At 34.8% G+C, this 24652-nt stretch carries 26 protein-coding genes; 21 read left to right on the top strand and 5 right to left on the bottom strand.

The features are described from left to right. Nucleotides 1–219: 219 nt before the first annotated feature. Together ACJJVP_RS03490 and ACJJVP_RS03485 are read left to right on the top strand one after the other, a co-directional pair. A complete protein-coding gene (locus ACJJVP_RS03490; protein ID WP_405410765.1) occupies nucleotides 220–678 on the top strand; it encodes a COG2426 family protein in 459 nt (152 codons plus the stop codon). A gap of 105 nt (nucleotides 679–783) precedes the next feature. After that, nucleotides 784–1137, top strand: coding sequence for a pyruvate kinase (locus ACJJVP_RS03485; RefSeq protein WP_405410764.1), 354 nt, complete (start codon nucleotides 784–786; stop codon nucleotides 1135–1137). Between the two features lie 182 nt (nucleotides 1138–1319). Here ACJJVP_RS03485 and hutG read toward each other — a convergent pair whose 3' ends face one another. The 4 genes from hutG to hutH form a co-directional block, all read right to left on the bottom strand. Further along, nucleotides 1320–2276: a formimidoylglutamase gene (hutG, locus tag ACJJVP_RS03480; RefSeq protein ID WP_405410762.1), complete on the bottom strand. Its 957-nt coding sequence runs from the start codon at nucleotides 2274–2276 to the stop codon at nucleotides 1320–1322. A 181-nt stretch (nucleotides 2277–2457) separates the two neighbouring features. Further along, complete coding sequence (locus ACJJVP_RS03475; RefSeq protein WP_405410760.1) at nucleotides 2458–4458, bottom strand: urocanate hydratase; 2001 nt, start codon at nucleotides 4456–4458, stop codon at nucleotides 2458–2460. A 64-nt stretch (nucleotides 4459–4522) separates the two neighbouring features. Continuing rightward, a complete protein-coding gene (gene hutI / locus ACJJVP_RS03470; protein WP_405410758.1) occupies nucleotides 4523–5770 on the bottom strand; it encodes an imidazolonepropionase in 1248 nt (415 codons plus the stop codon). A gap of 4 nt (nucleotides 5771–5774) precedes the next feature. Further along, the gene (gene hutH / locus ACJJVP_RS03465; protein WP_405410756.1) at nucleotides 5775–7349 is read right to left on the bottom strand and encodes a histidine ammonia-lyase; all 1575 of its coding nucleotides are present in this window, start codon (nucleotides 7347–7349) and stop codon (nucleotides 5775–5777) included. 84 nt (nucleotides 7350–7433) lie between these two features. On the opposite strand from hutH, the gene ACJJVP_RS03460 reads away from it, so the two are divergent. Both ACJJVP_RS03460 and ACJJVP_RS03455 read left to right on the top strand, forming a co-directional pair. Then, the gene (locus ACJJVP_RS03460) at nucleotides 7434–8327 is read left to right on the top strand and encodes a LysR family transcriptional regulator (RefSeq protein ID WP_405410755.1); all 894 of its coding nucleotides are present in this window, start codon (nucleotides 7434–7436) and stop codon (nucleotides 8325–8327) included. Nucleotides 8328–8454: 127 nt separating this feature from the next. Continuing rightward, nucleotides 8455–9012: a nitroreductase gene (locus ACJJVP_RS03455; protein ID WP_405410753.1), complete on the top strand. Its 558-nt coding sequence runs from the start codon at nucleotides 8455–8457 to the stop codon at nucleotides 9010–9012. Between the two features lie 11 nt (nucleotides 9013–9023). Here ACJJVP_RS03455 and ACJJVP_RS03450 read toward each other — a convergent pair whose 3' ends face one another. Beyond that, a complete protein-coding gene (locus ACJJVP_RS03450; RefSeq protein ID WP_405410751.1) occupies nucleotides 9024–9539 on the bottom strand; it encodes a DUF456 domain-containing protein in 516 nt (171 codons plus the stop codon). A 144-nt stretch (nucleotides 9540–9683) separates the two neighbouring features. On the opposite strand from ACJJVP_RS03450, the gene ACJJVP_RS03445 reads away from it, so the two are divergent. The 17 genes from ACJJVP_RS03445 to ACJJVP_RS03365 all read left to right on the top strand — a co-directional run bounded on the left by ACJJVP_RS03445 (nucleotide 9684) and on the right by ACJJVP_RS03365 (nucleotide 24606). After that, on the top strand, nucleotides 9684–10046 hold the full coding sequence (locus ACJJVP_RS03445) for a BlaI/MecI/CopY family transcriptional regulator (protein WP_036151723.1): 363 nt from the start codon (nucleotides 9684–9686) through the stop codon (nucleotides 10044–10046). Then, on the top strand, nucleotides 10043–11899 hold the full coding sequence (locus tag ACJJVP_RS03440) for a TonB family protein (protein ID WP_405410749.1): 1857 nt from the start codon (nucleotides 10043–10045) through the stop codon (nucleotides 11897–11899). Before ACJJVP_RS03445 ends, ACJJVP_RS03440 begins: the two co-directional genes overlap by 4 nt. A gap of 3 nt (nucleotides 11900–11902) precedes the next feature. Beyond that, nucleotides 11903–13042, top strand: a complete 1140-nt coding sequence (locus ACJJVP_RS03435; RefSeq protein WP_405410747.1) for a tetratricopeptide repeat protein — start codon at nucleotides 11903–11905, stop codon at nucleotides 13040–13042. A 42-nt stretch (nucleotides 13043–13084) separates the two neighbouring features. Further along, nucleotides 13085–13561 (top strand): hypothetical protein, encoded by a 477-nt coding sequence (locus ACJJVP_RS03430; protein WP_405410745.1) that lies wholly within the window; start codon nucleotides 13085–13087, stop codon nucleotides 13559–13561. Between the two features lie 5 nt (nucleotides 13562–13566). After that, nucleotides 13567–14124 carry a crossover junction endodeoxyribonuclease RuvC gene (gene ruvC / locus ACJJVP_RS03425; RefSeq protein WP_405410744.1) on the top strand — a complete coding sequence of 186 codons (558 nt, stop codon included), beginning with the start codon at nucleotides 13567–13569 and terminating at the stop codon, nucleotides 14122–14124. Nucleotides 14125–14183: 59 nt separating this feature from the next. Then, a complete protein-coding gene (locus ACJJVP_RS03420) occupies nucleotides 14184–14549 on the top strand; it encodes a four helix bundle protein (RefSeq protein ID WP_405410743.1) in 366 nt (121 codons plus the stop codon). A 58-nt stretch (nucleotides 14550–14607) separates the two neighbouring features. Then, entirely contained in the window at nucleotides 14608–15741 is a 1134-nt protein-coding gene (gene hemW / locus ACJJVP_RS03415; protein WP_405410742.1) for a radical SAM family heme chaperone HemW, read from the top strand. Between the two features lie 102 nt (nucleotides 15742–15843). Beyond that, nucleotides 15844–16590 (top strand): cyclase family protein, encoded by a 747-nt coding sequence (locus ACJJVP_RS03410; RefSeq protein WP_405410740.1) that lies wholly within the window; start codon nucleotides 15844–15846, stop codon nucleotides 16588–16590. A gap of 2 nt (nucleotides 16591–16592) precedes the next feature. Continuing rightward, nucleotides 16593–16952 carry a DUF4260 domain-containing protein gene (locus tag ACJJVP_RS03405; protein WP_405410739.1) on the top strand — a complete coding sequence of 120 codons (360 nt, stop codon included), beginning with the start codon at nucleotides 16593–16595 and terminating at the stop codon, nucleotides 16950–16952. Beyond that, nucleotides 16945–17571 carry a DUF4230 domain-containing protein gene (locus ACJJVP_RS03400; protein WP_036151740.1) on the top strand — a complete coding sequence of 209 codons (627 nt, stop codon included), beginning with the start codon at nucleotides 16945–16947 and terminating at the stop codon, nucleotides 17569–17571. Before ACJJVP_RS03405 ends, ACJJVP_RS03400 begins: the two co-directional genes overlap by 8 nt. 53 nt (nucleotides 17572–17624) lie before the next feature. After that, complete coding sequence (locus ACJJVP_RS03395; RefSeq protein ID WP_405416128.1) at nucleotides 17625–17984, top strand: Dabb family protein; 360 nt, start codon at nucleotides 17625–17627, stop codon at nucleotides 17982–17984. Between the two features lie 77 nt (nucleotides 17985–18061). After that, the gene (locus ACJJVP_RS03390) at nucleotides 18062–18415 is read left to right on the top strand and encodes an MmcQ/YjbR family DNA-binding protein (protein ID WP_405410737.1); all 354 of its coding nucleotides are present in this window, start codon (nucleotides 18062–18064) and stop codon (nucleotides 18413–18415) included. A gap of 40 nt (nucleotides 18416–18455) precedes the next feature. Next, entirely contained in the window at nucleotides 18456–18992 is a 537-nt protein-coding gene (locus ACJJVP_RS03385; RefSeq protein ID WP_405410736.1) for a DUF2199 domain-containing protein, read from the top strand. Between the two features lie 199 nt (nucleotides 18993–19191). Beyond that, nucleotides 19192–19809 (top strand): ExbD/TolR family protein, encoded by a 618-nt coding sequence (locus ACJJVP_RS03380; RefSeq protein WP_405410734.1) that lies wholly within the window; start codon nucleotides 19192–19194, stop codon nucleotides 19807–19809. Nucleotides 19810–19813: 4 nt separating this feature from the next. Next, nucleotides 19814–20296, top strand: a complete 483-nt coding sequence (locus ACJJVP_RS03375) for an ExbD/TolR family protein (RefSeq protein WP_405410732.1) — start codon at nucleotides 19814–19816, stop codon at nucleotides 20294–20296. 88 nt (nucleotides 20297–20384) lie between these two features. Then, complete coding sequence (locus ACJJVP_RS03370; protein WP_405410730.1) at nucleotides 20385–22157, top strand: MutS-related protein; 1773 nt, start codon at nucleotides 20385–20387, stop codon at nucleotides 22155–22157. 49 nt (nucleotides 22158–22206) lie between these two features. Beyond that, the gene (locus ACJJVP_RS03365) at nucleotides 22207–24606 is read left to right on the top strand and encodes a hypothetical protein (RefSeq protein WP_405410728.1); all 2400 of its coding nucleotides are present in this window, start codon (nucleotides 22207–22209) and stop codon (nucleotides 24604–24606) included. Nucleotides 24607–24652: the final 46 nt, after the last annotated feature.

Raw genomic sequence — 24652 nt, 5'->3', positions numbered from 1 at the left:
GAAAATTAGTTGTTGTTGTAAGCTATTAAAAATACCAAATTATAATAGTCTTCGTGTGCGTATTCTGTCAATTTTAAAAATTATAGTCATTTCTAAAGTATGTAGAATTATTTTGCGAGTTATTCATCCTTATAATTTACCAATGGACAATATTTATGATTAAATGGCATAGAATTTTTCTAGAAGGGTGTAATTTTGCATTCGCTTAAAAACAGAAATTTGTTGAAAGATATACTTATAGCCGCACTTTGGAGTATCTCCCCTTTAGGAGAGGCAAAAGTGGGTATACCTTATGGTCTTTTGCAAGGAGGTAATATTTATGTGGTTTTTGTAGTTTGCTTTCTAGCTAATGTTCTTGTATTTCCTATTATGATGTTCTTCTTGAATACAGTAAATAGGTATCTATTGAGATGGCATTTTTATAAAAAAAATGCGCTTTTTGTAGCTAGACGAGCAAAAACAGGCTCCGGAGATAAAATTAAGAAATATGGTTTTTACGGACTTATATTTTTTGTAATGTTACCGGTTCCTGGCACGGGTGTTTATGCAGGTAGTATAGCTAGTTATCTTTTTAAGATTGAAAGAAAGAAAGCCTTTTTGGCAAATACTATCGGTATATTTTTATCTTCTTTAATTGTTTGGGCAACTACTTTGTTGACCATGAAGGGAATGGCATAATATGTAATTTCCAAGATTTTTTATTCATTTATTTTGTGAATAACTATACCCAATTTTAATTTCATTAACTGACTTGGCCTTTTAAATTTGTAGCTTTTTTGAGCTATGGATACCCTTAAAATTGGAGACAAATTATATAATGTTGAACAGAACGGATTCAGTGATTTTGCACGATATTCTTTTTCCGAAGTAGTACGACTTACCGAAACCCTGGCGGTTTTAAAGAATGGGGTTAGACTCATTAACAGACCTAAACAGTCTTACATTATGGAAGATATTGGCTATTCTGTTAATAGAAATAAGGGTTCGCATTGGCATATTGTTTCTTTAAAAGCAATAAGAAATGCCCAGATAGAGAATGAAAAAATAAGAATTCATAACTGGTTTGAAGAGAAACAATTCACTTTAAAAGAGAAACAATATATCTACAAGCTGTTCAAGGCTGAAGAGACTCGATAATATTCAGGCGTAGTATAGTTATTATAAGAAATGAACAGACCGTTTTTTTATTAAAAAACCTTTATTACCTTTACAGCGTTGTGTTGTGTCTCAAAGAAATTTGAGGCAATTGTGTTTATCGAATATAATCGATAGAACCCAATGAAAGGCTTTCCATTTAGGGAGGCTTTTTTTGTTTCTATCTATAGTTTATGTATAACATAATGTACTAAAGATGCTGCTAATTTTGCTGTTTGCTCATCAATATCATAATTAGGATTTAACTCTACCACATCTAGACCAACAAATTTTCCGGATTCAATGATTAATTTGAGACTTTCTAAAACAATATCTGGCGAAAAACCCATAGGTGAAGCAGCACTTACACCTGGGGCATAGGCAGATGAGAAACCGTCAAGATCAATAGTAGTATATACATAATCTACATCTTCCAAAAATTGAATGAGCCTTAATTGAACGTGTTCCAGATAGCTTATATTAAAATATTTTTGAGATAAATAGTGAATATGTTGAGATTCGGCAAAATCAAATAATTCTTTGGTGTTAGAGTCTTTTCTAATGCCTAAAGCCATGTATTTTATTGGCTGATTTTTTGCCTTTTGTTCTAATGCTATTTGATAGAACGGTGTGCCAGAACTGTTACCATTGGTATTTTCCCTCAAATCGAAATGAGCATCGAAATTTATAATACCCAGTTTTTCGTTACTCTTTAAGTGCTTTAATATTCCATTGTAATGTGCATATGCCAGGTCATGACTACCACCTAATAATATTGGTATAGTTCTATGACCAATTAAAGATTCGACGGCATGAATACACTCCTGTTGTAACTCTTCTAAATTTTGATCAATACATTCTAAATTCCCGAAATCTTTTAATTGGGTCTCTTCATTTAAATGATTAGTCATTTTACCCAGTTGTTTGCGTATAGCATTAGGACCCAATGCTGCACCGACTCGCCCTAAATTTCGTCGTACACCTTCATCGCTACTATAGCCCATAAGTGCGATAGTTTTATTATTGGTAAGTGGATAAGACTCTTCTAAACACGAAAATTCTATTTTTTCATGTAAATAAAGCTTCTTGTTCGATTTTCTACCGACCCAAGCATCTTTTGAGCTTGATTTATAATGTGACATATAAGTCTAAATTTTATTAGAATTATAAAATCTTGAACTTCTAAAAGTTCGGGGGAACCTTAAGATTTTAAATAGTATTTTAATATAACGGAAAAGTAATAATAATCTTACATTATTAGTAGTCCAATATAATTTTATATTCAATTACGAAATATTGAAATGAATATGGTGTCGATTTGTATTAAAATAGATCGATTAAATATTTATCTTCAACTAATGTGGGAATTGTAACTTTTAAGGTTTGTGTTCTTTCCATTTCACGCTGTAAGGCAAACATAGCCTCTTTGTTTCTTGCCCAGCTGCGTCTAGCTATTCCGTTGTTTACATCGTAGAAGAGCATGTTTTTCAATTTACGTGCTGCATCTTCAGAACCATCTAACACCATACCGAAACCACCATTGGTGACTTCTCCCCAGCCAACTCCGCCACCGTTGTGTATAGAAACCCAGGTTGCTCCCCTAAAGCTATCACCAATTACATTATGTATTGCCATATCTGCAGTAAATTTACTACCGTCGTAAATATTACTAGTTTCTCTGTAAGGTGAATCTGTACCACTAACATCATGGTGGTCGCGACCTAAAATTACAGGAGCACTTAATTCTCCCTTCGTAATTGCTTCGTTAAAAGCCAAGGCTATTTTTGACCTGCCTTCAGCATCTGCATATAAGATTCGTGCTTTAGAACCAACAACTAGATTGTTTTGCTCAGCTTCAGCTATCCATTTTATATTGTCTGATAATTGTTGCTGTATTTCTGCAGGTGCTTCCTTATTTATTTTCTTTAATACACGTAATGCAATGGCATCGGTTTTTTGTAGATCTTCTATTTTTCCTGAAGAGCATACCCAACGAAATGGTCCAAATCCGTAATCAAAACACATAGGTCCCAATATGTCTTGAACGTAAGACGGATATTTAAAATCAATTTTGTTTGCTGCCATTACATCGGCACCTGCTCTTGATGCTTCCAATAAAAAGGCATTTCCGTAATCAAAGAAATAGGTTCCTTTTTTAGTATGCTGATTGATAGTATCTGCATGTCTACTTAGCGATTCTTGCACTTTTGTCTTAAATGCATCAGGATCCTGATTCATTAATTCGTTAGATTCTTTAAAAGTCAACCCTACAGGATAATAACCACCTGCCCATGGGTTGTGTAATGAGGTTTGATCAGAACCTAAGTGAATGAATATGCCTTCTGCATAAAATTTTTCCCATAAATCGACAACATTACCTATAAATGCGAGTGATACGACTTCGTTTTTAGATGTGGCTTCCTTTGTTCTGGTTACTAAAATATCTAAATCATTAATCAATTCATCTACCCAACCTTGTTCGTGTCTCTTTTTTGCTGCAAGCGGATTCAGCTCTGCGCAAATAGTAATGCATCCCGCTATGTTGCCAGCTTTTGGTTGTGCACCGCTCATTCCGCCTAATCCCGCAGTTAAGAATATTTTTCCATTGGGATTTTCATCCGTATTTAACACCTTTCTAAATGCGTTCATTACTGTAATTGCAGTACCATGAACAATACCTTGCGGACCTATGTACATATACGAACCCGCAGTCATTTGACCGTATTGGGTGACACCTAGTGCATTGTATTTCTCCCAATCGTCTTGTTTGGAGTAATTGGGAATCATCATTCCGTTTGTGACTACAACTCTTGGTGCTTCTTTTGATGATGGGAATAATCCCATTGGGTGACCGGAATAGATATGTAAGGTCTGCTCGTCGGTCATTTCAGATAAATACTGCATGGTTAATAGATACTGCGCCCAATTCTGGAAAACGGCTCCGTTACCACCATAGGTAATGAGTTCTTGCGGATGTTGTGCAACGGCAGGATCCAGATTATTCTGAATCATGAGCATGATGGCTGCAGCGTGACTGGTCTGTGCTGGATAATCTGAAATAGCACGAGCATGCATCTTATAAGAGGGTTGAAAGCGATACATATAAATTCTGCCATACCTCTGTAATTCTTCAGCAAATTCAGGAGCCAATACTGAATGCCAGTCAATAGGAAAATAACGCAAGGCATTTCTAATTGCCAATTGCTTCTCTTCTTTAGAAAGTATCTGCTTTCTATTTGGCGCATGACTAACCGCTGAAGAACGCTCTTTTTTTGGAGGAAGTTCTGTTGGTATACCAATCTGTATCTGTGCTTTAAAATCCATCTTTAATTTTTAAATAAATTTATTTGGTTTTGGATCTAGAGGTTTGTTTTCTAACAACCAACAACTACTTATGTCGATCAAAAACCAACTCTCCATTTTTCCAAAGCATACACGGTTTTAGATTTCCTTGATTGTACAGAATATCTTGATAATTATCTGAATGAAAAACGGCTAAATCTGCTAGTAGTCCCGCTTCCAATTTTCCTCTGTCTTCTAGTTTCAATGCTGCTGCAGCTCTAAAGGTGATTCCTGCCAAGACCTCGGCATTCGTTAATTTTTGAAATGTTCCAAGAATACTAGCTTGGGTCAGTAAATCGCCCATTGGTGCGGATCCTGGATTATGATCACTGGCGATGGCAAGTGCTACGCCTGCATCTAACAATTTACGTGCGGGGGTAAAATTGCATCCTAATCCTATGGAAGCTCCCGGAAGTGCTACGGCAATGGTATCGCTGTTTGCTAAAAGTGCTATTTCTGTATCTGTACTAGCTTCAAGATGGTCTGCGCTAATGGCTTTATGGTTCACGGCAACTTTGCTTCCGTTGGTTGAGAACTGGTCTGCGTGCACTGTAATATCAAAATCTAGTTCACTTGCTTTGGTGAAATACCCCTGAATATCATCAGCAGAAAAAGCACTTTGCTCAATAAAGGCATCAATTCGATGGGTTAGATTTTCCTTTCTAAGAACAGGGAAAAGCTCCTCACTTATCATTTTTAAATATTCCTTCTCTGAACCTTTAAAATCTTTGGGTAACATATGCGCAGCAAGGCATGTAGCTATCAATTCTGGTAATGCCTTTTTATTAGCTTTTTTAATAGCGCGAAGCATTTTTAGCTCTTCATCTATTGTTAGTCCGTAGCCACTTTTAACTTCTAGCGTTGTGGTTCCGTTTTTTAAATGACGATTGGCTCTTTTTATAGTGCTATTCGTTAACTCCTCTATACTTGCTTTTCTGGTTTGGGTAACGGTATCCCAAATGCCACCGCCGGCTTTTGCAATTTCTAAGTATGTTTTACCCGCATTTCTCATGGCATAGTCTTTAGCACGAGACCCACCAAAACAAATATGGGTATGAGCATCTACAAAACCAGGCAGGCAAACATGATTTCCTTTTAATAATTGGATATCCGCTGCTGGATATTTCGATTTTAAGTCTTCAAAATTCCCTGTGGCAAGTATTAGGTTATTTTCTATCACAATTCCGCCATCGGCAATCACCTGAAGCTCATGGTCGGCAATTGCACCTTTCAATGCCAAGCCGGTCATGGGGATGATTTGTTTAAACGGACCTATAAGTGTTCTTTTTGTCATTAGATTAGTAGTTTTCGAACTCTTCTGAGTGTTTTGTCTTTAAAGATATGTTATGTTCTGCTTGTACACGGTCAATAACTTTTAGTATGGTCTGATCTTTAATCATGGCAATACCCTTTTCAATATCATCTGCAAATACTCTGTCTTTACTTGCGAAAGCTACTTGCGCGCGGACCGCATTATGTACCTCGTCTAAATAAATACCCGATTTCAATGGCTTTCTAAATTCAAAAGCTTGTGCAGCAGTCAATAATTCAATTGCCAAAATCTTCTCAACATTACCAATAACCTGCAACGCTTTTCTGCCACCTATTGATCCCATACTCACATGGTCTTCTTGACCTAAAGATGTAGGAATACTATCTGCGCTTGATGGAAAGCAAAGTCCCTTATTTTCGCTTGCCAATGCTGCGGTAGTGTATTGTAAAATCATGTATCCGGAATTTATACCGGTGTCATTCATAAGTAGTTTTGGTACACCGGGACTATTACCTTCTAAGGAAAGATAAATACGACGGTCTGAAATATTACCGATTTCAGATGCTGCTAAACAGGCATAATCTAATGCCATAGCCAAGGGTTGACCGTGAAAATTACCACCACTTATAGTCAATTCTTTATCTATAATTACCGGATTGTCGGTGACCGAGTTTAACTCCACTTCTAATAATTCTTTTAAATGTAACCATGCTGTTCTTGAAGCGCCATGAACTTGAGGAATACAACGGATGGAGTAGGGGTCTTGTACTTTTTCGCAATCTACATGCGCTTCCAAAATTTCTGAACCCTTTAATAATTTTTTCACTCGTTTTGCTACATGCACATTTCCTTTAAAAGGGCGCAGTGCATGTAGCTCGTTGTAAAATGGTTTTACAGAACCTTGTAAACCTTCTATCATCATAGCGCCAATGACATCTGCCTGAGCTAGAATAGAATGTAATTGAGCTACCACTTTTACTGCATGTGCCGCTATAAATTGTGTACCGTTTATAAGTGCTAAACCTTCTTTTGGACCTAAGGCAATTGGTGCTAATCCTGTTTTTTTGAAAAGGGTTTCAGTAGTTATGGTTTCATTCTTGTATTCTACCTTACCTAAACCGATAAGCGGTAAAAATAAATGGGAAAGCGGCGCTAAATCTCCTGATGCACCTACTGATCCTTGGGATGGAACAACGGGAATAGCATCATTTTCTATATGCCAAATAATTCTATTTAATGTATTCAATGCAATGCCCGAATAGCCCTTTGCCAACGATTGTGCTTTAAGAATTAGCATTAATTTTGCAATGTCTTTTACTATAGGTTCGCCAACGCCTACACTGTGACTTTGAAGTATGTTGGTCTGTAAAATATTGGTTTCTGACTTTGATATTTTGGTGGTACATAATGGTCCAAAACCTGTATTAATGCCATAAACAGGATGACCTTTATCTACAATGTTCTGTACAATGTTCCAGCTTTTGGTTATTTTGTTTTCCGTAGCTTTAGACAGTATGGGGTTAATTTTACCATGAACAATTTGCATTGCTTTACCGGCTGTTAGCCAATCTTTGCCCAATTTAAACGTCTGTTTGCTCATAGCTATCTGTCTTGAATATTCTAATTAAAATTAATGACTATTTTTGATACTTGATAATATCATTTTTATCATTAATCAATAACTATGAGTAATCAGATAGAATTGCGTCACCTTACCTATTTCCTAGCGGTAGCACAAGAATTACACTTTAGAAAGGCTGCTAATAAATTATTTATTTCACAACCGGGACTTAGTAGGCAGGTGAAGCAGATGGAAGAGATTCTAGAGACCCAATTATTCGAAAGAAATAAGAAAAAAGTGGCATTAACACCCGCAGGTCACTACTTAAAGAAGGAGGTTGAATATATTTTCAACCATTTAGAAAAAGTAAAACGACAATTGAAGTTGGTTGGCGATGGTAATAGTGGCGAACTTCGTATTGGTTTTTTAGGTTCTGCGATGCAACAAGTAATACCTAAATTATTACTTGGATTAAAGGAAAACTATCCAAAGGTGAAAACATCTTTGGAAGAACTCTCTAATGTTTCCCAAGTAGATGCTGTTTTAAAAGATAAATTGGATATAGGTTTTGTGCGGGTTTCAAGGGTACCCAGTACATTAGAAATGAAAACTGTATTTACCGATACTTTTTCTTTGGTTTTACCAGAAAGATACCCGATGCTGACAAGGGAGTTTGAGGGTATGGAAAGATTTGCCAAAGAAGATTTTATATTATTTAGTCAGGCATATAGTCCTTTATATTACGATACCATTATGAGTATTTGTAAAGATGCGGGTTTTGTACCTAAAGTCTCGCACAAATCGGTTCATGCACATACCATTTTTAAGTTGGTAGAAAATTATATGGGTATTGCAATTGTACCTACTTCTTTGCAAAACGGATTTCAAATGAGGGTGAAGTTTGTGGAGCTTAAAGATATTCCCCAACGAGCAGAACTATCGGTTATTTGGAAAAAGGAACATACCAACCCTGTTCTTAAGAATTGTATTGAGTTGCTTTTAAAAGATAAGTTTTAATACTTATCTAACATAGAATGAGGTTTTCAAATCATAATTTTACTTTGATTTAGAAAAGAGAGAATAGAAAAGAGAAAATAGAGCGTGCTGCGTTTAGCGTAATGCGCACAGCAAATAAACGAAAATTATGATATTTGATATAATAAAGAAGAGACGATCGGTATTTCCGGTACAGTATAATGATACACCAATTGCGAAGGCAGATATAGAGAAGGTGTTAGAAGCGGCGAACTGGGCACCAAACCATAAGTGTACAGAACCATGGCGATTTAAAGTGATTCAAGGTGAGGCACAAGGCAGACTTGGTGTTTTCTTAGCTAAAAAGTATGAGGAGTTAGACCCCAAGCCAAAGGCAATGAAGATAAAAAAGTTGCAGGAAAACCCTAAAATGGCCGGAGCAATTGTAGCAATTTGTATGCAAAGAGACCCAAAAGAGTCGTTGCCGGAGTGGGAAGAGGTAGCAGCTGTTTCAATGGCCGTACAGAATATGTGGTTACAATGTACCGAAATGGGAATAGGTTCGTACTGGTCTTCACCGGGACTCATAAAACACATGTGTGAATTTTTGAATTTAGCCGAAGGGGAAAAGTGTTTAGGCTTTTTCTATATGGGTAATTTTGATGGGGAATTAGGTGAAGGTAAACGCGAACCTATTGAAACTAAAACCGAATGGTTATCGGAGTAAGTGCTCCTCCATTAATTAAAGAAAGGAAATAGGGCGTTACTATACTCCCATGCTTTTGAAATGAAGAGTCCCAAATAAACAATGGCGACCATAAATTTCAAAAAAGTACCCGTTAAAAATCCTAAAAAAGATCCAAAAGCCGCTTTCGTAGCGGTTTTTTTGTCCGCCTTATTTAATAATTCTCCCACTAAAGCACCAACAAAAGGCCATATAATAATTCCGAATGGTCCTAGTATAGGAAATATTAAGGCAACTAACAATCCTACGGTGGTGCCTATAACTCCTGCTTTTGTGCCTCCAAACTTTTTTGTTCCAATGGCAGGTATCACATAATCTAATCCGAAAACTATTAAAGCTATAGCTAGTGTAATGCCTAAGAACGTCCAATTCATGGTAATGGCGCTTGTGGAATACAGTAAAAGAAGACCTACCCAACTAATTGGTGGTCCTGGTAAAACTGGTAAGAAGCTCCCTAAAATGCCCACGAGCATTAAAATGAATCCTAGAACTAATAAAAATATATCCATTGTAAATAGTAAGTGTTGCTTATAAGACTAATATAGGTTGCATTTGTTACATGATCACCTATCAAAAGTAATTTTTTCAACTATAAAATTAGTTTAAACTAAATATTTAGTTATATTTGAGCGTAGAACTAAAAAATTAGTTGAATGAAACAGTTGACAAAAGCAGAGGAAGAAGTAATGATTGTGTTATGGGAATTACAGAAATGTAACGTAGCATCAATCATTGAAAAATTACCTGAACCAAAACCGGCATATAATACCGTTTCTACAATTGTTAGAATTTTAGAAAGCAAGGGTTTTGTTGATCATGAACAAGTAGGTAAAGGATATTTGTATTTCCCTTTGGTGAAGAAATCAGATTACAGTAATCAATCCATCAACAAATTGGTAGACGGCTATTTTCAAGGTTCATTTAAAAGTATGGTGTCGTTTTTTATGAAGAAAAATGATATGAGCCTTTCTGAATTAGAGTCGGTATTAAATGAAATTAAAAAGGAGAAACCATGATACAATACATTTTGGAGTGCATCGCCTTTCAACTTCTTTTTTTAGTTATTTATGACTTTTTTCTAAAGAAAGAGACATTTTTTCAATGGAATAGGCTGTATTTAATCGGAACCTTTATTTTGTCTTTGATATTACCTTGGGTAAAAATTGAAGCTTTTAAGCAGCAAGTACCGCAGACATTTGCCCAATACCCAGAATATTTATGGGGATTACAAAATACGGATGTAGTGGTACAGATTCAAGAATCATCGGGCTGGAATCTTACTTGGCAAGAAGGATTGCTGTATGGCGGAATGCTTGTAGCATTAGTGTTATTCGGATTAAAAATTAGACAATTATATCTCTTGAGAAAGAGCGGAGAAAAGTTTACATACCCCTTGTTTACACAAATAGTAATAACAAATAGCAACATTGCATTTTCATTCTTAAAGTCCATTTTTATTGGGGATAAAGTATTGAAGATGAAACATGATACCATAATAGCACATGAACTGGTACATATAAGACAAAGGCATACGTACGACTTGTTGTTCTTTGAGTTGATGCGAATTGTAGGCTGGTTTAATCCGCTAGTGTACGTATATCAAAATCGCATTTCAGAATTACATGAATTTATTGCCGATGCTCAAGTATCAAAAGAGCATAGATCAGATCATTATGAGCAGTTATTAGCTCAGGTTTTTCAAACCGAACATATATCATTCATCAATCAATTTTTTACACAATCATTAATCAAAAAACGAATAATCATGTTACAAAAATCAAAATCAAAAAAAGTTTGGCAGTTGAAGTATTTACTATTAGTACCTATGGTGCTGGGAATGTTGTTGTATACAAGTTGTGAAGTTGTCCCTAAATCTGAAAGTAAAGAATCAATCGATAGTACTAGTTTAAAATCAGGTTTAGAATTTGCTTATGCCGTTGTTGACGAAGCCCCAATTTTTCCTGGGTGTGAAGATGCTGAAGATAAACGTGCCTGCTTTAATGAGAAAATACAACAGCATATTGGAAAACATTTTAATTACCCACAAGAGGCTCAAGATGCAAATATTGAGGGTAGGGTAAGTGTTATGTTCAATATTAATTCTGAGGGAATTATAGAGAATATTAAACTGCGAGGTCCAGATAAATTACTCGAAGATGAGGTTGAACGTATTATTAAAAGATTACCAAAAATGACACCTGGTAAAAATGATGGTGTGGCTGTGAATGTTCCTTTTTCTATTCCTGTTCAGTTTAAGTTGGATGACGGTGATGATTCTGATGTTGAAGAGGAACGATACTTAAATGAAGGGGATATACCTTTTGCCGTTGTTGACGAGGTTCCAATTTTCCCAGGCTGTGAAGAAGCAGATGATAAACGCGCTTGTTTTAATGAAAAAATGCAGCAACATATTGGTAAACATTTTAATTATCCAAAAGCAGCTGTAGATGCTAATATAGAGGGTAGAGTTAGTGCTATGTTTTTAATTACTCCCGAGGGTACCATTGAAAACATTAAAATGCGTGGTCCAGATAAATTACTAGAAGATGAAGTGGAGCGCATTATTAACAGGTTGCCAGAAATGACCTCTGGAAAACATAAAGGTAAAGCAGTAAATGTTCCTTATTCTATACCTGTTAATTTTAAATTACAAGAGGGTAGTACAGCCAATATGGTTTCTGAAATTTCTAAAGAAAGTGAGGTGGAGCCATTGTACTATGTTAATGATAGAAAAATCACTAAACTAGAAATGGAAGCTATCGATCCAAACACTATAGAAAGTATTTTTATTTTAAAAGATGAAAAAGCCATAGAGAAATATGGTGAAGAAGGTAAAAAGGGAGTGGTTGAAATTAGAATTAAAAAATAATAAGTGAAGCATCTTTTTATATTTACACTGCTATTATTACAGATTAAAGTCGAGGCTCAAACCTCGGCTTTAGCTATTGCAGATAGCTTATATACTTTAGGGAATTATTCAAAGGCGATTAATGAATATTCCAAAGTTGGCGGACTTTCTGCTGCGCTTCAGATAGCAAGAAGTTACAATGCCGTTGGCAATTATGAGAAAGCTATTACACAGTATCAATATGTGGTCGATGAAGATGTTGAAAATCAACTCGCACAATTTGAACTTGGAAAATTACTGCTCAAGGTAAATAGGTTTGACGAGGCAAAACCTGTGTTTATCAATTTGTCCAATCTCAATACAACTAATCCGGAATTTCAATTTTATTTGGGGGAAGTCAATCGTCATTTAGATGCTACAGACGCAAGTTTAAAACAATATAAAAAAGCAATTGATTTAGATAGTACGCATCTTAGAAGTCTGTTTCAGCTTGCAAAACATTACACTATAAAACGAGAACGCGACAATGCTTTAAAGTATATTATAAAAGGATTGAATTTTTATGAGAATGATGTGTCGCTCATAAATTTACATGCATTGGTGCTATTTAATGATTCTCAATTCGAGAAAGCAATTCCTTTATTCGAACGGGTTTTAGAATTAGGAGAGGATAAAGATTACGTCTATGAAAAACTAGGCATTTCCTATAGGCGGAATTGGGAGTTTAAAAAGGCTAAAGAAGCTTATGCCATTTTATTGAAGAGAGATGATACCAATTCCCAGACCTATTTTGACTTAGCTAACGTCTATCAAAAAGAAAGCAAATTAGATAGTGCCAAGATTTTCATTAATAAGGCAATGGCAGTTCAAAAACCCATTTTTGCGAACGGTTATAGTCAATTGGCATATATCGCCCGTGAACAAAAAGATTTTAAAAAAGCATTCAAATTCTTCAAAATGGCTCATCAAGAAGACACATTTGATGCTCGTATATATTACAATATAGCCACTACGTACGATCAGTTTGGTACCGACTTGCAGAAGAAATTAACCTATTATCAGAATTTTTTAAATGATTACCCGAATGAGCATCCCTATTATTATGAAACCGCTAAAAAACGTATTTCTGAATTAAAGGAAGAAATCCATTTTGCCAAAGATTAAACTCCTTAAAAAAATCGTAATTTCACTTGTAGAACAGGTGTAATGAAACGAGTTGTGTTTTTTCTTTTGATGATACTTATAAGTTCATGTTCGTTCTTTGAATCTAAACAAAAAAGAACGCAAGAGCTTATAGATGAGGAGTTGCGCCATATGGATTGGAACAGTGTAGATTCTTATCCGTTTTTCTATACTTGCGATGAAGCGGTTACCAAAGAACAGCAAAAGATTTGCTTTGAAGAAACCTTAATCTCCCATTTTCAAGAAACCTTGAATGATTTTGAATTCACTTTGACCGATAAGGAAAGTGAAACCGTTGAAGTTATTTTTGTAATTGATACCTTAGGTAGAATAAGAGTTAATAATATTTATAAAAATGAACTAGTATTAAACCAAATGCCAGAATTTGATGGTGTTATTACGCAAAGTTTAAAGAATCTTCCTAAACTTGCACCCGCTTTAAAAAGAGGAATTCCGGTGAATACTAAATATCGAATTCCGGTTCAATTAAATACAAACTAAGCATTTTGGCGAACGAGAAAATAATTTTGGGTATTGACCCAGGTACTACTATTATGGGTTTCGGACTCATAAAAGTGGTGGGTAAAAAAATGGAGTTTATTCAAATGAACGAATTGCTTCTTCAAAAATATAACGACCCATACACCAAATTAAAACTCATTTTTGAGCGTACTATTGAATTGATAGATACCTATCACCCAGATGAGATTGCCATTGAAGCTCCTTTCTTTGGTAAGAACGTACAATCGATGCTAAAGTTGGGTCGTGCACAAGGGGTTGCCATGGCAGCGGGACTATCACGTCAAATACCGATTACCGAATACTTGCCCAAAAAAATTAAAATGGCGGTTACTGGAAATGGAAATGCTAGTAAGGAACAAGTCGCTAGAATGTTACAAAGCGTATTGGGACTAAAAACACTCCCTAAAAACCTAGATAGCACTGACGGACTGGCTGCTGCCGTATGTCATTTTTATAATCAAGGGAGAGTTGATGTGGTCGGTAAAAGCTATTCTGGCTGGGGTGCCTTCGTGAAGCAGAATGAGAAACGAGTTAAAAAATAGTTTTCAGTAGGCAGTACCAGTATTCAGTAGGCAGTAGCAGTAACCAGTAAAAATAATTTATGCAGTTTCAAGATTTGTTGGCTTACAAAAAGTCTTTTGCACTTGCAATGAAGATATTTCATACTTCAAAATCTTTTCCTAAAGAAGAGAAATATTCTTTGACTGACCAAATAAGACGTTCGTCTAGAAGTGTGAGCGCTAATATTGCAGAAGCCTATCGTAAAAGAAGTTATCCTAAGCACTTTATAAGTAAGTTAACTGATAGCGATGCTGAAAATTCAGAAACTCAGACTTGGCTAGAGTTTGCATTAAAATGTGAATATATTGACGAAACAACCTTTACTGATTTCAAAAACGATAGTGAAGAAGTAGGTAAGCTGTTAAATTATATGATTAATAACCCAAGCAAATTCGGTTCAGAATAAGAACTGAAAACTGGTACTGCCTACTGAATACTGGTACTGCCCACTGAAAACTGAAACTATGTCCGGTATCTACATCCACATTCCATTTTGTAAACAAGCTTGCCATTATTGTGATTTCCATTTTTCTACTACTATGGGAAAGAAAGAGGCGATGGTGAATGCATTATGTAAAGAGTTGGAAATACGTAAGACGGAATTTTTTGGGGAACAAGTTGAAACTATATATATTGGTGGAGGCACACCTTCAGTTTTAGAGACTGCGGAAATTGAGCAATTGATAGAAGCGGTTCGTGAACATTATCATGTTGTAGACAATCCGGAGATTACCTTAGAGGCGAATCCTGATGATTTATCCGAAGAAAAAATATTGCAATTGGCGGATAGCCCAATAAACCGATTGAGTATAGGCGTTCAATCGTTTTTTGAGGAAGATTTAAAGCTGATGAATAGGGCGCATAATGCTTTGGAAGCCGAAAAATGTTTACAATTAGCGAGTCAGCATTTCGATAATATTTCGATTGATCTTATTTACGGAATGCCGAATATGACTTTAGAACGCTGGAAACGGAATATAGATAAAGCACTTGGTTTTAATATTCCCCATATCTCTAGTTATGCTCTTACGGTAGAGCCTAAAACGGCACTTGCGAAGTTTGTGGAGGATGGGTTGATTACGCCTACATCTGACGAAGAGACACAAGAGCATTTTAACCTGCTGAATGATACTTTGCTTGCGGAAGGATTCGATTGTTACGAGATTTCCAATTTTGGGAAACCAGGGTATTATTCTAAGAATAACTCCGCCTATTGGCAGCAGAAAAAATATATAGGTATTGGTCCGTCTGCGCATTCATTTGATGGTGTTCGTAGAGGATGGAACATTAATAACAATCCGAAGTATATAAAATCCATAGAGCAGAATATATTACCTATGGAGGTGGAAGTACTTTCTTCGACCGATAAATATAACGAGTATGTTATGACAGGCTTGCGGACTATCTGGGGTGTTTCTCTTACTAGAATATCAACTGAATTCGGACCTAAATACAAAGAGTACATCCTAATGCAAGCCGATAAATTTCTAGAAGAGCATTTACTTTTTGTTGATGGTGACATTCTGAAGACCACTAAAAAAGGGATGTTTCTAGCAGACGGCATTGCGGCAGATTTGTTTATGTTGAATTTGAAATAGATGAAAGAAGCTTGTTATGAGCAATCTAAAAATTCGTAATTTTCTAACTCTTAAAAGAAAAGCCTTAACCATACGTCTGCACATAAATTTACAAATTGTAAAATGAAGACTACCATAACCCATAATGCTAAAGAGTATCAAATAGACTTGTCTAAACCCCTAGATATTTCCATACCTATTACTGATAAAGATGATAATGTAAATGCTTGGTATGTTGATGCTCCAACAATAGAGCCCCATAGAGAAACTAATTTTACAGGGAGTATTGCGGCAGGTTCTAGTACTAATTTTTATGATATATCTTTCAATCCGCATTCCCATGGTACACATACGGAGTGTGTTGGTCATATTTCTGCAGAGCATCAATCTGTAAATCAGCATCTAAAACAGTTTTTCTTTTTTGCTGAGGTGATTACGATTACACCATCTGAAGAAAAAGGAGATTTGGTCATCACAAAAAATCAAATTCAAAAGGCACTTGGCAATAATACACCAAAGGCACTAGTGATAAGAACGCTTCCTAATCAGGCATCAAAACGAAATAGGCAGTATTCACATACCAATCCGCCTTACATATTAGAAGATGCGATGGTGTTTATAAGAGAATTGGGAGTGGAGCATTTGTTGATCGATTTGCCATCTGTAGACAAGGAAAAAGATGATGGCAAACTTCTGGCGCACAAGGCATTTTGGAACTTTAATGGGGAGGTGAGATTAAATGCTACCATTACAGAGTTCATATATGTTCCAGATGCCATTACTGATGGTGCGTATTTTTTAAACTTGCAGGTGGCACCTTTTGAGAATGACGCTAGCCCAAGCAGACCAGTGCTTTATAAAATAGAATAATTATGAGAAATCTACTAAAATTAGAGGAACTCGCCTTAATGGTGCTCGGTATTTTTATGTTCGGCTTGTTAGGTTATCAATGGTGGTGGTTGCCAGTTTTAATACTTACGCCAGATATTTCAATGTTGGGTTATTTACTAGGTTCCAAAATTGGTGCAGTGTGTTATAATATCTTTCATCATAGGGGATTCGCCGTACTATTATACTTTGTAGGAATTTATTTTATGTTACCTATAATACAATTAATTGGTACAATTCTTTTTATACATACCGCCATGGACCGTATCTTTGGTTACGGACTCAAATATGATAAAGGGTTTAAGTTTACGCATTTAGGCGAAATAGGAAATAATAATGGATAATATATTTGATACGATTCTCGGTCTGGTTCTAGGGGCTATTGGCATGTATTGGCTTTTTAATTTTTTTAAAGGCAAGAAAAGTAAAGAGATCACAACACATCAATCTACCGTATTGTTAGAGAAGATGAAAAGTGTTTGCAAATTGATATCTGTAGAAGGTGAATTTGCAGAAATCTACCAGTATGAAAATGTAAAAGATTTCATGAGTTTGGTGAGTAGTAAAAAGAAGGCTTTGGTAGTTATAAAAGCTAAAGCACATATTGGCTATGATCTAAGTAAACTTTTAATGCATGCCGATGAGAAAAAGAAAAAAATAGTTCTTGATAATTTTCCGCAACCGGAAGTGCTAAGTATTGAACCAGAACTGGAGTTTTATGATATTAAAAGTGGATTTTTTAACTTTTTTGCTCCAGATGATTTAACCAAATTAAATGCGGAAGCCAAAGCACATATAAAGGAAAAGATTCCTGAAAGCGGACTAATGGATAACGCAAGAAAAGAAGCCTTGCAGACAGTTTTGATAATGGAAAAAATTGTAGAGACCATAGGTTGGACATTAGATTATTCCGCACTTAAAATTCCGCAGAAACAAATAGAATTACTCGAAGAAAAACAATAAACAACTAAGATTTAATTATGAAAAACGTAATTTGTATCCTTGCAATAACGCTAATGACCTCTGTGACTTTTGGTCAAAATGATGATAAAATGACTGAATTCGACGCTAATTTTTCCCATACTGTATTTTTTTGGTTGAAAAACCCTGATAATCAAGCAGACCGAACTGCTTTTGAAACTTCTTTACGTAAGTTTTTAGATAACTCGGCATATGCTAAAACACAATTTATTGGCAAGCCGCCAAAAGCGAGTAGAAATGTGGTAGATGGTTCATTTACGTATTCTTTAATCGTAAGTTTCGACTCTGCTGAATCTCAGCAAGCATACCAAGATGAGGCACCTCACAAGGTGTTTATTGCCGAATCTGAAAAGTTATGGTCTAAGGTCATCGTTTACGATTCTACTAGTATCTAAAAAGTACCATGATTTAAGGTCGGTTACTGTTTACGGTATTTGATCTTACTTAAATTATGTTCTAAAACCTCAATAGCATGAATGTTGAAGAATACCGAGATTATTGTATCTCAAAGAAAGGAGTAACAGAATCTTTTCCTTTTGATGAGACGACGCTGGTATTCAAAGTTATGGGTAAAATGTTCGCCCTTTGTGGCTTGGATAATGTTCCGCTTCGCGTTAATTTAAAATGCGACCCAGAAAGAGCTATAGCACTTCGTGAAGAGCATGATGGCATTATTGAAGGTTGGCACATGAGTAAAAAGCATTGGAACACTGTTTACTTAGATAAAATATCCAAAGACCATACAAAAGAACTTATTGATCATTCGTACAATTTGGTGGTTTCTAAATTGACTAAGAAAGTGAAGGCGGAGTTGGAGGCGTTGTGATTTGTTTGATCTTTCAACAATAAATAAAAGATTAAGATTAATGTTTTGGAAAAGAAAAAAGAAAGTACCACCTGCATTTACATGCTCCGAATGCGGAAAAATACATTCTGATTGGCCAGCTTTAGCTTTTAATTCTCCTACTAACTATCATAATCTTTCTGATAAGGAAAAACAAGAAATAGGAAAACTGGATACGGATTTTTGTGAAATTCATCATCCTGACCAAATTGACCGTTTCATTAGGGTGACGCTTACCCAAAAAGTAAATGATATTTGTGAAACTCTTGAATATGGTCTTTGGGTTTCCTTAAGTGAAAAAAGTTATTCTGATTATAAGGAGAATTATAATAATTCTAATCATGAAGTGGGATATTTTGGGTGGTTCTGTAGTAATATTGCTGAATATGGAAACACGCTTTCAATTCCTTGTGATGTTATAACTAAAACAGGTAATAGTAGACCTGAGATTTTTCCACATCAAGATTTTGACCATCCTTTAGTTAAAGACTATTATGAAGGTATTTCTAAAAAAGAAGCAGTAAATCGTATAGATGAAATGCTGAATAATATAGGGTAATTTTAAATAGCTCTAATACGCAATCTATAGGTCCATTCTATTTGAATAATGAGGGTGTCATATACATTTTATCCTAGACAGTGATATTACTATACGGTAAAGAATATCCCATTCCCTCACTCAAAACCACCATTCCCTAATTCTAACTTTCCTTTGACAATCAATTTTCAGTACTTAATAGTGTATAAAACCACTATTTATGAAAAACCACAGAAACCCTCAAGAAGTAAATGCCGGGTCAATGGCAGACATTGCTTTTTTATTACTTATCTTTTTCTTAGTTACCACTACTATTGAGAATGATGCGGGACTAAACCGTATTATGCCTCCTGATGATAATAATGCTATTGTAGATATCAAAGAGAGAAACCTTTTTGAAATCAGCATAAATGACGCTGATTTAATAATGGCAGAAGAAGATATTATAGACCCTAAAAATCTTAGAGAGAAAGTAATCGCTTTTATTGATAACGGAGGATTACCATTAGAAGCAGAGGGATACTGCGATTATTGTAAAGGAGAGAGATCAGCAAATTCCTCTGAGAATCCTGATAAAGCTGTTATTTCTTTAAAGGCACAGCGTAATAGTAGTTATCCGGTTTATGTAACTGTGCAAAATGAAGTTATTGCAGCTTATAATGAATTACGAGATAGAGAGAGCTTACGATTGTTCAATACTCCTTATAAAACCATTTATTCCGATTATTACAATGAAGAAATTAACGAGGATGAAAAGAAAGTTTTAAAAGAACGACTTGAAATTATAAGAGCACTTTATCCACAGAAAATTTTAGAACCAGAAACCTTAAATAACTAAAGCCATGATAAAATTCAACAAATATAGAACTAGTAAAAGCTTGCCGCCTGTATCAACTGCATCATTACCTGATATTGTTTTTATACTTCTCTTTTTCTTTATGACGGTTACCGTTATGAAGAATCAAAATTTATTGGTGGAGAATACCTTGCCAACCGCAACTGAAACTGAAAAATTGGACAAGAAAGATAGGGTTATTGAAATTTATGTGGGTAAGCCTACTGCAGAAGCCAATGCCAATTTAGGAGATGAGCCCAGAATTCAAATGGATAATAAGTTTATTACCGTAAGTGAAGTTGGCGATTATGCATTACAAGCCTTGTCGTCAATGCCGGAACATTTAAAAAGTGTTGCAACAGTCTCCATAAAAGCAGACGTTGGTGTGAAAATGGGAATAATAGAAGACCTTAAAAGCGAACTGCGTGTGGTGAATTTGTTGAAAATAAACTATACCACTTATGAAGGTGCTGCTGTAGATAACTTATAGAATGAAATGAATGTTTTAAATCTACTTTCCATTTATAGAAACCATTTTCTAAGACTATCTTTACCTTTTCTATAATAGGTTGATATTCATGAATAATTTAGAAGAATTTTACACCCAACGCGTACAAAAGTTTGAGGAGCTTATTGAAGTTTTAAATAAGAAACTATTTTTATTTAGCACGTTACGATTACTGATATTCTTAGGTACAATAGCTGCACTTTATTTCGCTTCGGTAAATGCCAAATATGTGGTTGCCGTTTTATTTGTTGGTATACCATTGTTCTTGTTTTTAGTAAGTAAGTACACAAATCTAAAACTTCAAAAAGCTAAAATTGAAGAGTTGAGAAATCTCAATCAAGTAGAGTTACAAGTGCTAAAAAGAGATTTTTCTAAATTACCTAACGGAAATGAATTTGCCGATGACATTCATTTTTTCAGCCAAGATATAGACTTGTTTGGTGAAGGTTCTTTTTATCAAATTTCAAATAGAACAAAACTTGCAGAGGGTAGCCTTTTATTAGCCGAAATTTATAAGGAGAATTCGATTAACGACATTGCCGAAAAGCAAGAAGCAATTACTGAAATTGGTAAAAAAGTTGATTGGCGACAAGAGTTTTCTGCTATGGCAGCATTAACGAAAACGGAAACTTCTACACATACTATTGCCAAATGGTTAAAGAATTACAAGTCTTTTGTACCAAAGGCAATGAAATTTATTCCGTTAATATTTTCAATTATTTCAGTGGCTATTTTTATTGCATACTTTTTGGATTACCTACCGGAATCTGTATTGATTTCATGGTTGGTTCTAGGTATAATCATCGTTGGTATATTTACAAAAAAAGTAACCAATTTAGGACAGAGTGCTACCAAAATGAAATCTACTTTTGACCAGTACAATCAACTTTTGGCAATGATAGAAAAGACTGATTTCACATCAGATCTATTGAAAAAACAAAAGGAAAACATTTTAAGCAATGGTGAACATAATTCTAAAGTTCTAAAGAAATTTGCATCACTTTTAAGCAACCTAGACCGTAATAATAATCTACTCTATTTAATATTTGCAAACGGATTTTTCCTTCGCTCATTAACTGATTGTCTTGCTATTGAAAAATGGATTGAGGCGCATGGTAAAAGTGTAGAAATTTGGTTCAATGCCATCGCATTTTTTGATGCCTATAGTAGTTTAGGGAACTTCGCTTTTAATCATCCGAATTTCACATATCCTACGATTACCAATGACGGAGTGGTATTAAAGTCTAAAAATGCAGGTCACCCGTTATTAGATCCAGCGAAAAGTGTATTAAATGATATTACTATTGATGGTGGACAGTTCTTTATCATTACCGGTGCAAATATGGCAGGTAAGAGTACGTTCTTGAGAACGGTGTCGCTGCAGATTATGATGGCGAATGTTGGGTTGCCAGTTTGTGCTGAATCTGTAAGTTATTCCCCAATAAAACTAATTACCAGTATGCGTACTACAGATTCATTGACAGATGATGAGTCTTACTTCTTTTCAGAATTAAAGCGCCTTAGATACATTGTAGATGAAATACAAACAGATCGCTATTTTATTGTTTTAGATGAAATTTTGAAAGGAACAAATAGTACAGATAAAGCTTTAGGTTCAAGAAAATTTGTAGAACGCCTAGTGAAAAGTAAATCTACTGGCATTATTGCTACGCATGATCTTAGTCTTTGCGAAGTCGCAAATGAATATAATGCAGTAAAGAACCATTATTTTGACGCGGAAATCATAGATAACGAACTACATTTTGATTACACGTTCAAAGACGGTATTTGTCAAAATATGAACGCTTCTTTTTTGTTAAAGAAGATGGGGATTATTGAATAAATCTTTTTTATTCTTAGATTTAAAATTGTAATCATTTTCCGTCTTTTTTATGCATAGAATTTCGCTTTTATTCCTTTTTCTTTTTTCAAATATTCTTCTAGCTCAAAATGAAATTGGTAACAATTTGGTCAAGGATAAATTCCTGAAATATTTTGAATTACCAAGAGAGTCTGTATTTCTACACACTAACAAAACAACGTATATAGCCAATGAAGAAGTATGGTTAAAGGGTTATGTGTATGACAGGCATAACAATAAACCTTTTAGTCAGACTACATCGATTCATGTAGGCTTGTATAATGCCGACGGCAAGAAATTTAACGAATATCATTTTAAAGCAGGTGATGGCTATTTTAAAGGTAGTATTATCGTAGATTCAATGCTTGCTAGTGGTGAGTATTATCTTCGTACAAGTACAAATTGGATGAAGAATTTTAAAGAAGATGATTCTTTTGTTCAGAAAGTCACCATTTTAAATGAAAAATCGATTGAAAAGGCTAAATCTATTAAAGATTATGATATCCAGTTTCTGCCTGAAGGCGGTAATTTCGTTGAAGACGCGCCTGGTGTTATGGGAGTTAAAGTTACTGATGCTAACGGATATGGTGTTAGAATTGTAGAAGGGTCTGTATTCGATAGCGATAATACTCAGGTAGCCAGATTCTATACATCAATTTTTGGTTTGGGAAAATTTAATTTTAATCCTAAGGCGGGTGTTGAGTACGTGGCTAAAATAGAGTTTGACGATGGTAGTGTGGAAACCACTATACTCCAAAAACCTTCTAAAGTAGGCATCTCTTTTAGTGTAAAGAATCTTAATGATGACCGGTTTATTATTAGTTTAACAACAAACGAGGCTACAAAGGAAATTATTAATGAAAAACAGTTTTATTTGCTGGTACATAAAGATGGTCAAGCAAATAGAATACCCATTACCTTCCCCAAGAATAAACTATTTGTATCAAAAGTTTTAAATAAAGAGGTGCTTAATAAAGGGTTGAATATCTTGACGTTATTTAATCCAGATGGTAAGCCAATTGCAGAACGATTGATTTTTAATCATGCAGATCTTTTAGACACTAAATTGAAGGTAAGCAAAATAACTACAGAGGGCGATTCTTTAAATATTCAAGTCAAACTTCTTGATTACGGTAATGTGCAACAAAATTTAAGTGTCTCTGTTTTACCTGGCAATACAATTTCTTACAATCAAAAAAACTCTATTTATAGTGCTTTATATTTAAAACCTTATGTAAAAGGATTTATTGAAAATCCAAAATATTATTTTAAGGATGTTACTCCTAAGAAAGAGAATGATCTAAATCTTTTATTGATGACCCAAGGTTGGTCTAAATATGATTGGACCGATGTTTTTAAGGGACCTCCTGGTCAGTTTTATGAATTTGAAAAGGGAATAGATTTAGAAGGAACTATTTATAATAAAGGAGTTACATCAGAAGAAAAGCTTTTAGTTAGTTTTCCTGATGGTCGTAGTAGATATTTAGACATTTTAGACAATAGATTTTTGATTCAGAAAAATTTCCCTGTAAAAGGTGAAACTTTGGATTTTACGTTAATTGTAAATAATGGAAAATTGGCAAAACCAAATATAGGTTTGAATATGAATTTAGGGGCAATCCCCGATGAAATTGATACTATTTGGAAAGAAAAAGTAGAATTTGAAGATGAAAATAGTTCTAAAATAAATAATGCGCCAGATTTAATTTCTTCTGATAATACCATAAGTCTAAATGAGGTTACGGTTGTTGAAGATAAGATTAAGACTACTGTAGAAAGTAACGTGTTTATTCCTAAATATTTAAAAGGAAAAATGACAGAGGTTACTGAAGATATAGAATTTAGTTTTCCGCTAATAACCGACATTATAGCGTCTAGGGGTTATTACGTTAGAGAAGAGTTAAGTTTTGGTAGTACAGATCGGCTAATTATTAGAGCAAGAACTGTACAATCTTTTCTTTCAGGTAATGCATTGCCTGTTCCTGTTATTTATTTAAATGGTGCAAGATTAAGTACACTTGATATTTTATATAGAATGCCAACTAGTGAGGTGGAAAGCTTTTTAATAGATAAAACAGGCGCAGGTGAAGGAGCAAGAGGTGCAGGTGGTGTAATTCGAATTTATACCAGAAGATTGCCAAGGGATTATAATGATCAGTATGGTAAAGATGAGAATGTTTTTAAGTACGAACTTAAAGAAGGATTTGAGCCTGTTAAGAAATTCTATACCCCTAAATACACTTCATACCTTTCTAATGAATTTGAGAATTTTGGTACTATACATTGGGTTCCAGAATTAAAGACTGATGAAAATGGTATTGCTACCTTCAAAATACTAAATACCTTACAGAATAATATCAATTTTTATATTGAAGGCATGGGGTCTGATGGTAGTTTGATTTCTGCTGAACAAAATCTTGTAATTGATTGATTTTTAAATTTTTAAAATAATATAACAACACCTATTAATTCCCCCT

It is taken from the genome of Maribacter sp. Asnod1-A12 (genome assembly GCF_045063735.1).
In the GTDB taxonomy this organism is placed as follows: Bacteria; Bacteroidota; Bacteroidia; order Flavobacteriales; family Flavobacteriaceae; genus Maribacter.
This window is presented reverse-complemented; position numbering and strand designations above follow the sequence as displayed.

What these genes read in the sequence shown, in the direction of transcription:
- ACJJVP_RS03440 (WP_405410749.1), top strand. Translation starts at nt 10,043, where the DNA reads ATGATACAATACATTTTGGAGTGCATCGCCTTTCAACTTCTTTTTTTA.
- ACJJVP_RS03380 (WP_405410734.1), top strand. Translation starts at nt 19,192, where the DNA reads ATGAAAAACCACAGAAACCCTCAAGAAGTAAATGCCGGGTCAATGGCA.
- ACJJVP_RS03420 (WP_405410743.1), top strand. Translation starts at nt 14,184, where the DNA reads ATGCAGTTTCAAGATTTGTTGGCTTACAAAAAGTCTTTTGCACTTGCA.
- ACJJVP_RS03390 (WP_405410737.1), top strand. Translation starts at nt 18,062, where the DNA reads ATGAATGTTGAAGAATACCGAGATTATTGTATCTCAAAGAAAGGAGTA.
- ACJJVP_RS03395 (WP_405416128.1), top strand. Translation starts at nt 17,625, where the DNA reads ATGACCTCTGTGACTTTTGGTCAAAATGATGATAAAATGACTGAATTC.
- hemW (WP_405410742.1), top strand. Translation starts at nt 14,608, where the DNA reads ATGTCCGGTATCTACATCCACATTCCATTTTGTAAACAAGCTTGCCAT.
- ACJJVP_RS03455 (WP_405410753.1), top strand. Translation starts at nt 8,455, where the DNA reads ATGATATTTGATATAATAAAGAAGAGACGATCGGTATTTCCGGTACAG.
- ACJJVP_RS03410 (WP_405410740.1), top strand. Translation starts at nt 15,844, where the DNA reads ATGAAGACTACCATAACCCATAATGCTAAAGAGTATCAAATAGACTTG.
- ACJJVP_RS03400 (WP_036151740.1), top strand. Translation starts at nt 16,945, where the DNA reads ATGGATAATATATTTGATACGATTCTCGGTCTGGTTCTAGGGGCTATT.
- ACJJVP_RS03475 (WP_405410760.1), bottom strand. Translation starts at nt 4,458, where the DNA reads ATGGATTTTAAAGCACAGATACAGATTGGTATACCAACAGAACTTCCT.
- hutH (WP_405410756.1), bottom strand. Translation starts at nt 7,349, where the DNA reads ATGAGCAAACAGACGTTTAAATTGGGCAAAGATTGGCTAACAGCCGGT.
- ACJJVP_RS03370 (WP_405410730.1), top strand. Translation starts at nt 20,385, where the DNA reads ATGAATAATTTAGAAGAATTTTACACCCAACGCGTACAAAAGTTTGAG.
- ACJJVP_RS03405 (WP_405410739.1), top strand. Translation starts at nt 16,593, where the DNA reads ATGAGAAATCTACTAAAATTAGAGGAACTCGCCTTAATGGTGCTCGGT.
- ACJJVP_RS03430 (WP_405410745.1), top strand. Translation starts at nt 13,085, where the DNA reads ATGAAACGAGTTGTGTTTTTTCTTTTGATGATACTTATAAGTTCATGT.
- hutI (WP_405410758.1), bottom strand. Translation starts at nt 5,770, where the DNA reads ATGACAAAAAGAACACTTATAGGTCCGTTTAAACAAATCATCCCCATG.
- ACJJVP_RS03460 (WP_405410755.1), top strand. Translation starts at nt 7,434, where the DNA reads ATGAGTAATCAGATAGAATTGCGTCACCTTACCTATTTCCTAGCGGTA.
- ACJJVP_RS03485 (WP_405410764.1), top strand. Translation starts at nt 784, where the DNA reads ATGGATACCCTTAAAATTGGAGACAAATTATATAATGTTGAACAGAAC.
- hutG (WP_405410762.1), bottom strand. Translation starts at nt 2,276, where the DNA reads ATGTCACATTATAAATCAAGCTCAAAAGATGCTTGGGTCGGTAGAAAA.
- ACJJVP_RS03450 (WP_405410751.1), bottom strand. Translation starts at nt 9,539, where the DNA reads ATGGATATATTTTTATTAGTTCTAGGATTCATTTTAATGCTCGTGGGC.
- ACJJVP_RS03445 (WP_036151723.1), top strand. Translation starts at nt 9,684, where the DNA reads ATGAAACAGTTGACAAAAGCAGAGGAAGAAGTAATGATTGTGTTATGG.
- ACJJVP_RS03385 (WP_405410736.1), top strand. Translation starts at nt 18,456, where the DNA reads ATGTTTTGGAAAAGAAAAAAGAAAGTACCACCTGCATTTACATGCTCC.
- ACJJVP_RS03365 (WP_405410728.1), top strand. Translation starts at nt 22,207, where the DNA reads ATGCATAGAATTTCGCTTTTATTCCTTTTTCTTTTTTCAAATATTCTT.
- ACJJVP_RS03375 (WP_405410732.1), top strand. Translation starts at nt 19,814, where the DNA reads ATGATAAAATTCAACAAATATAGAACTAGTAAAAGCTTGCCGCCTGTA.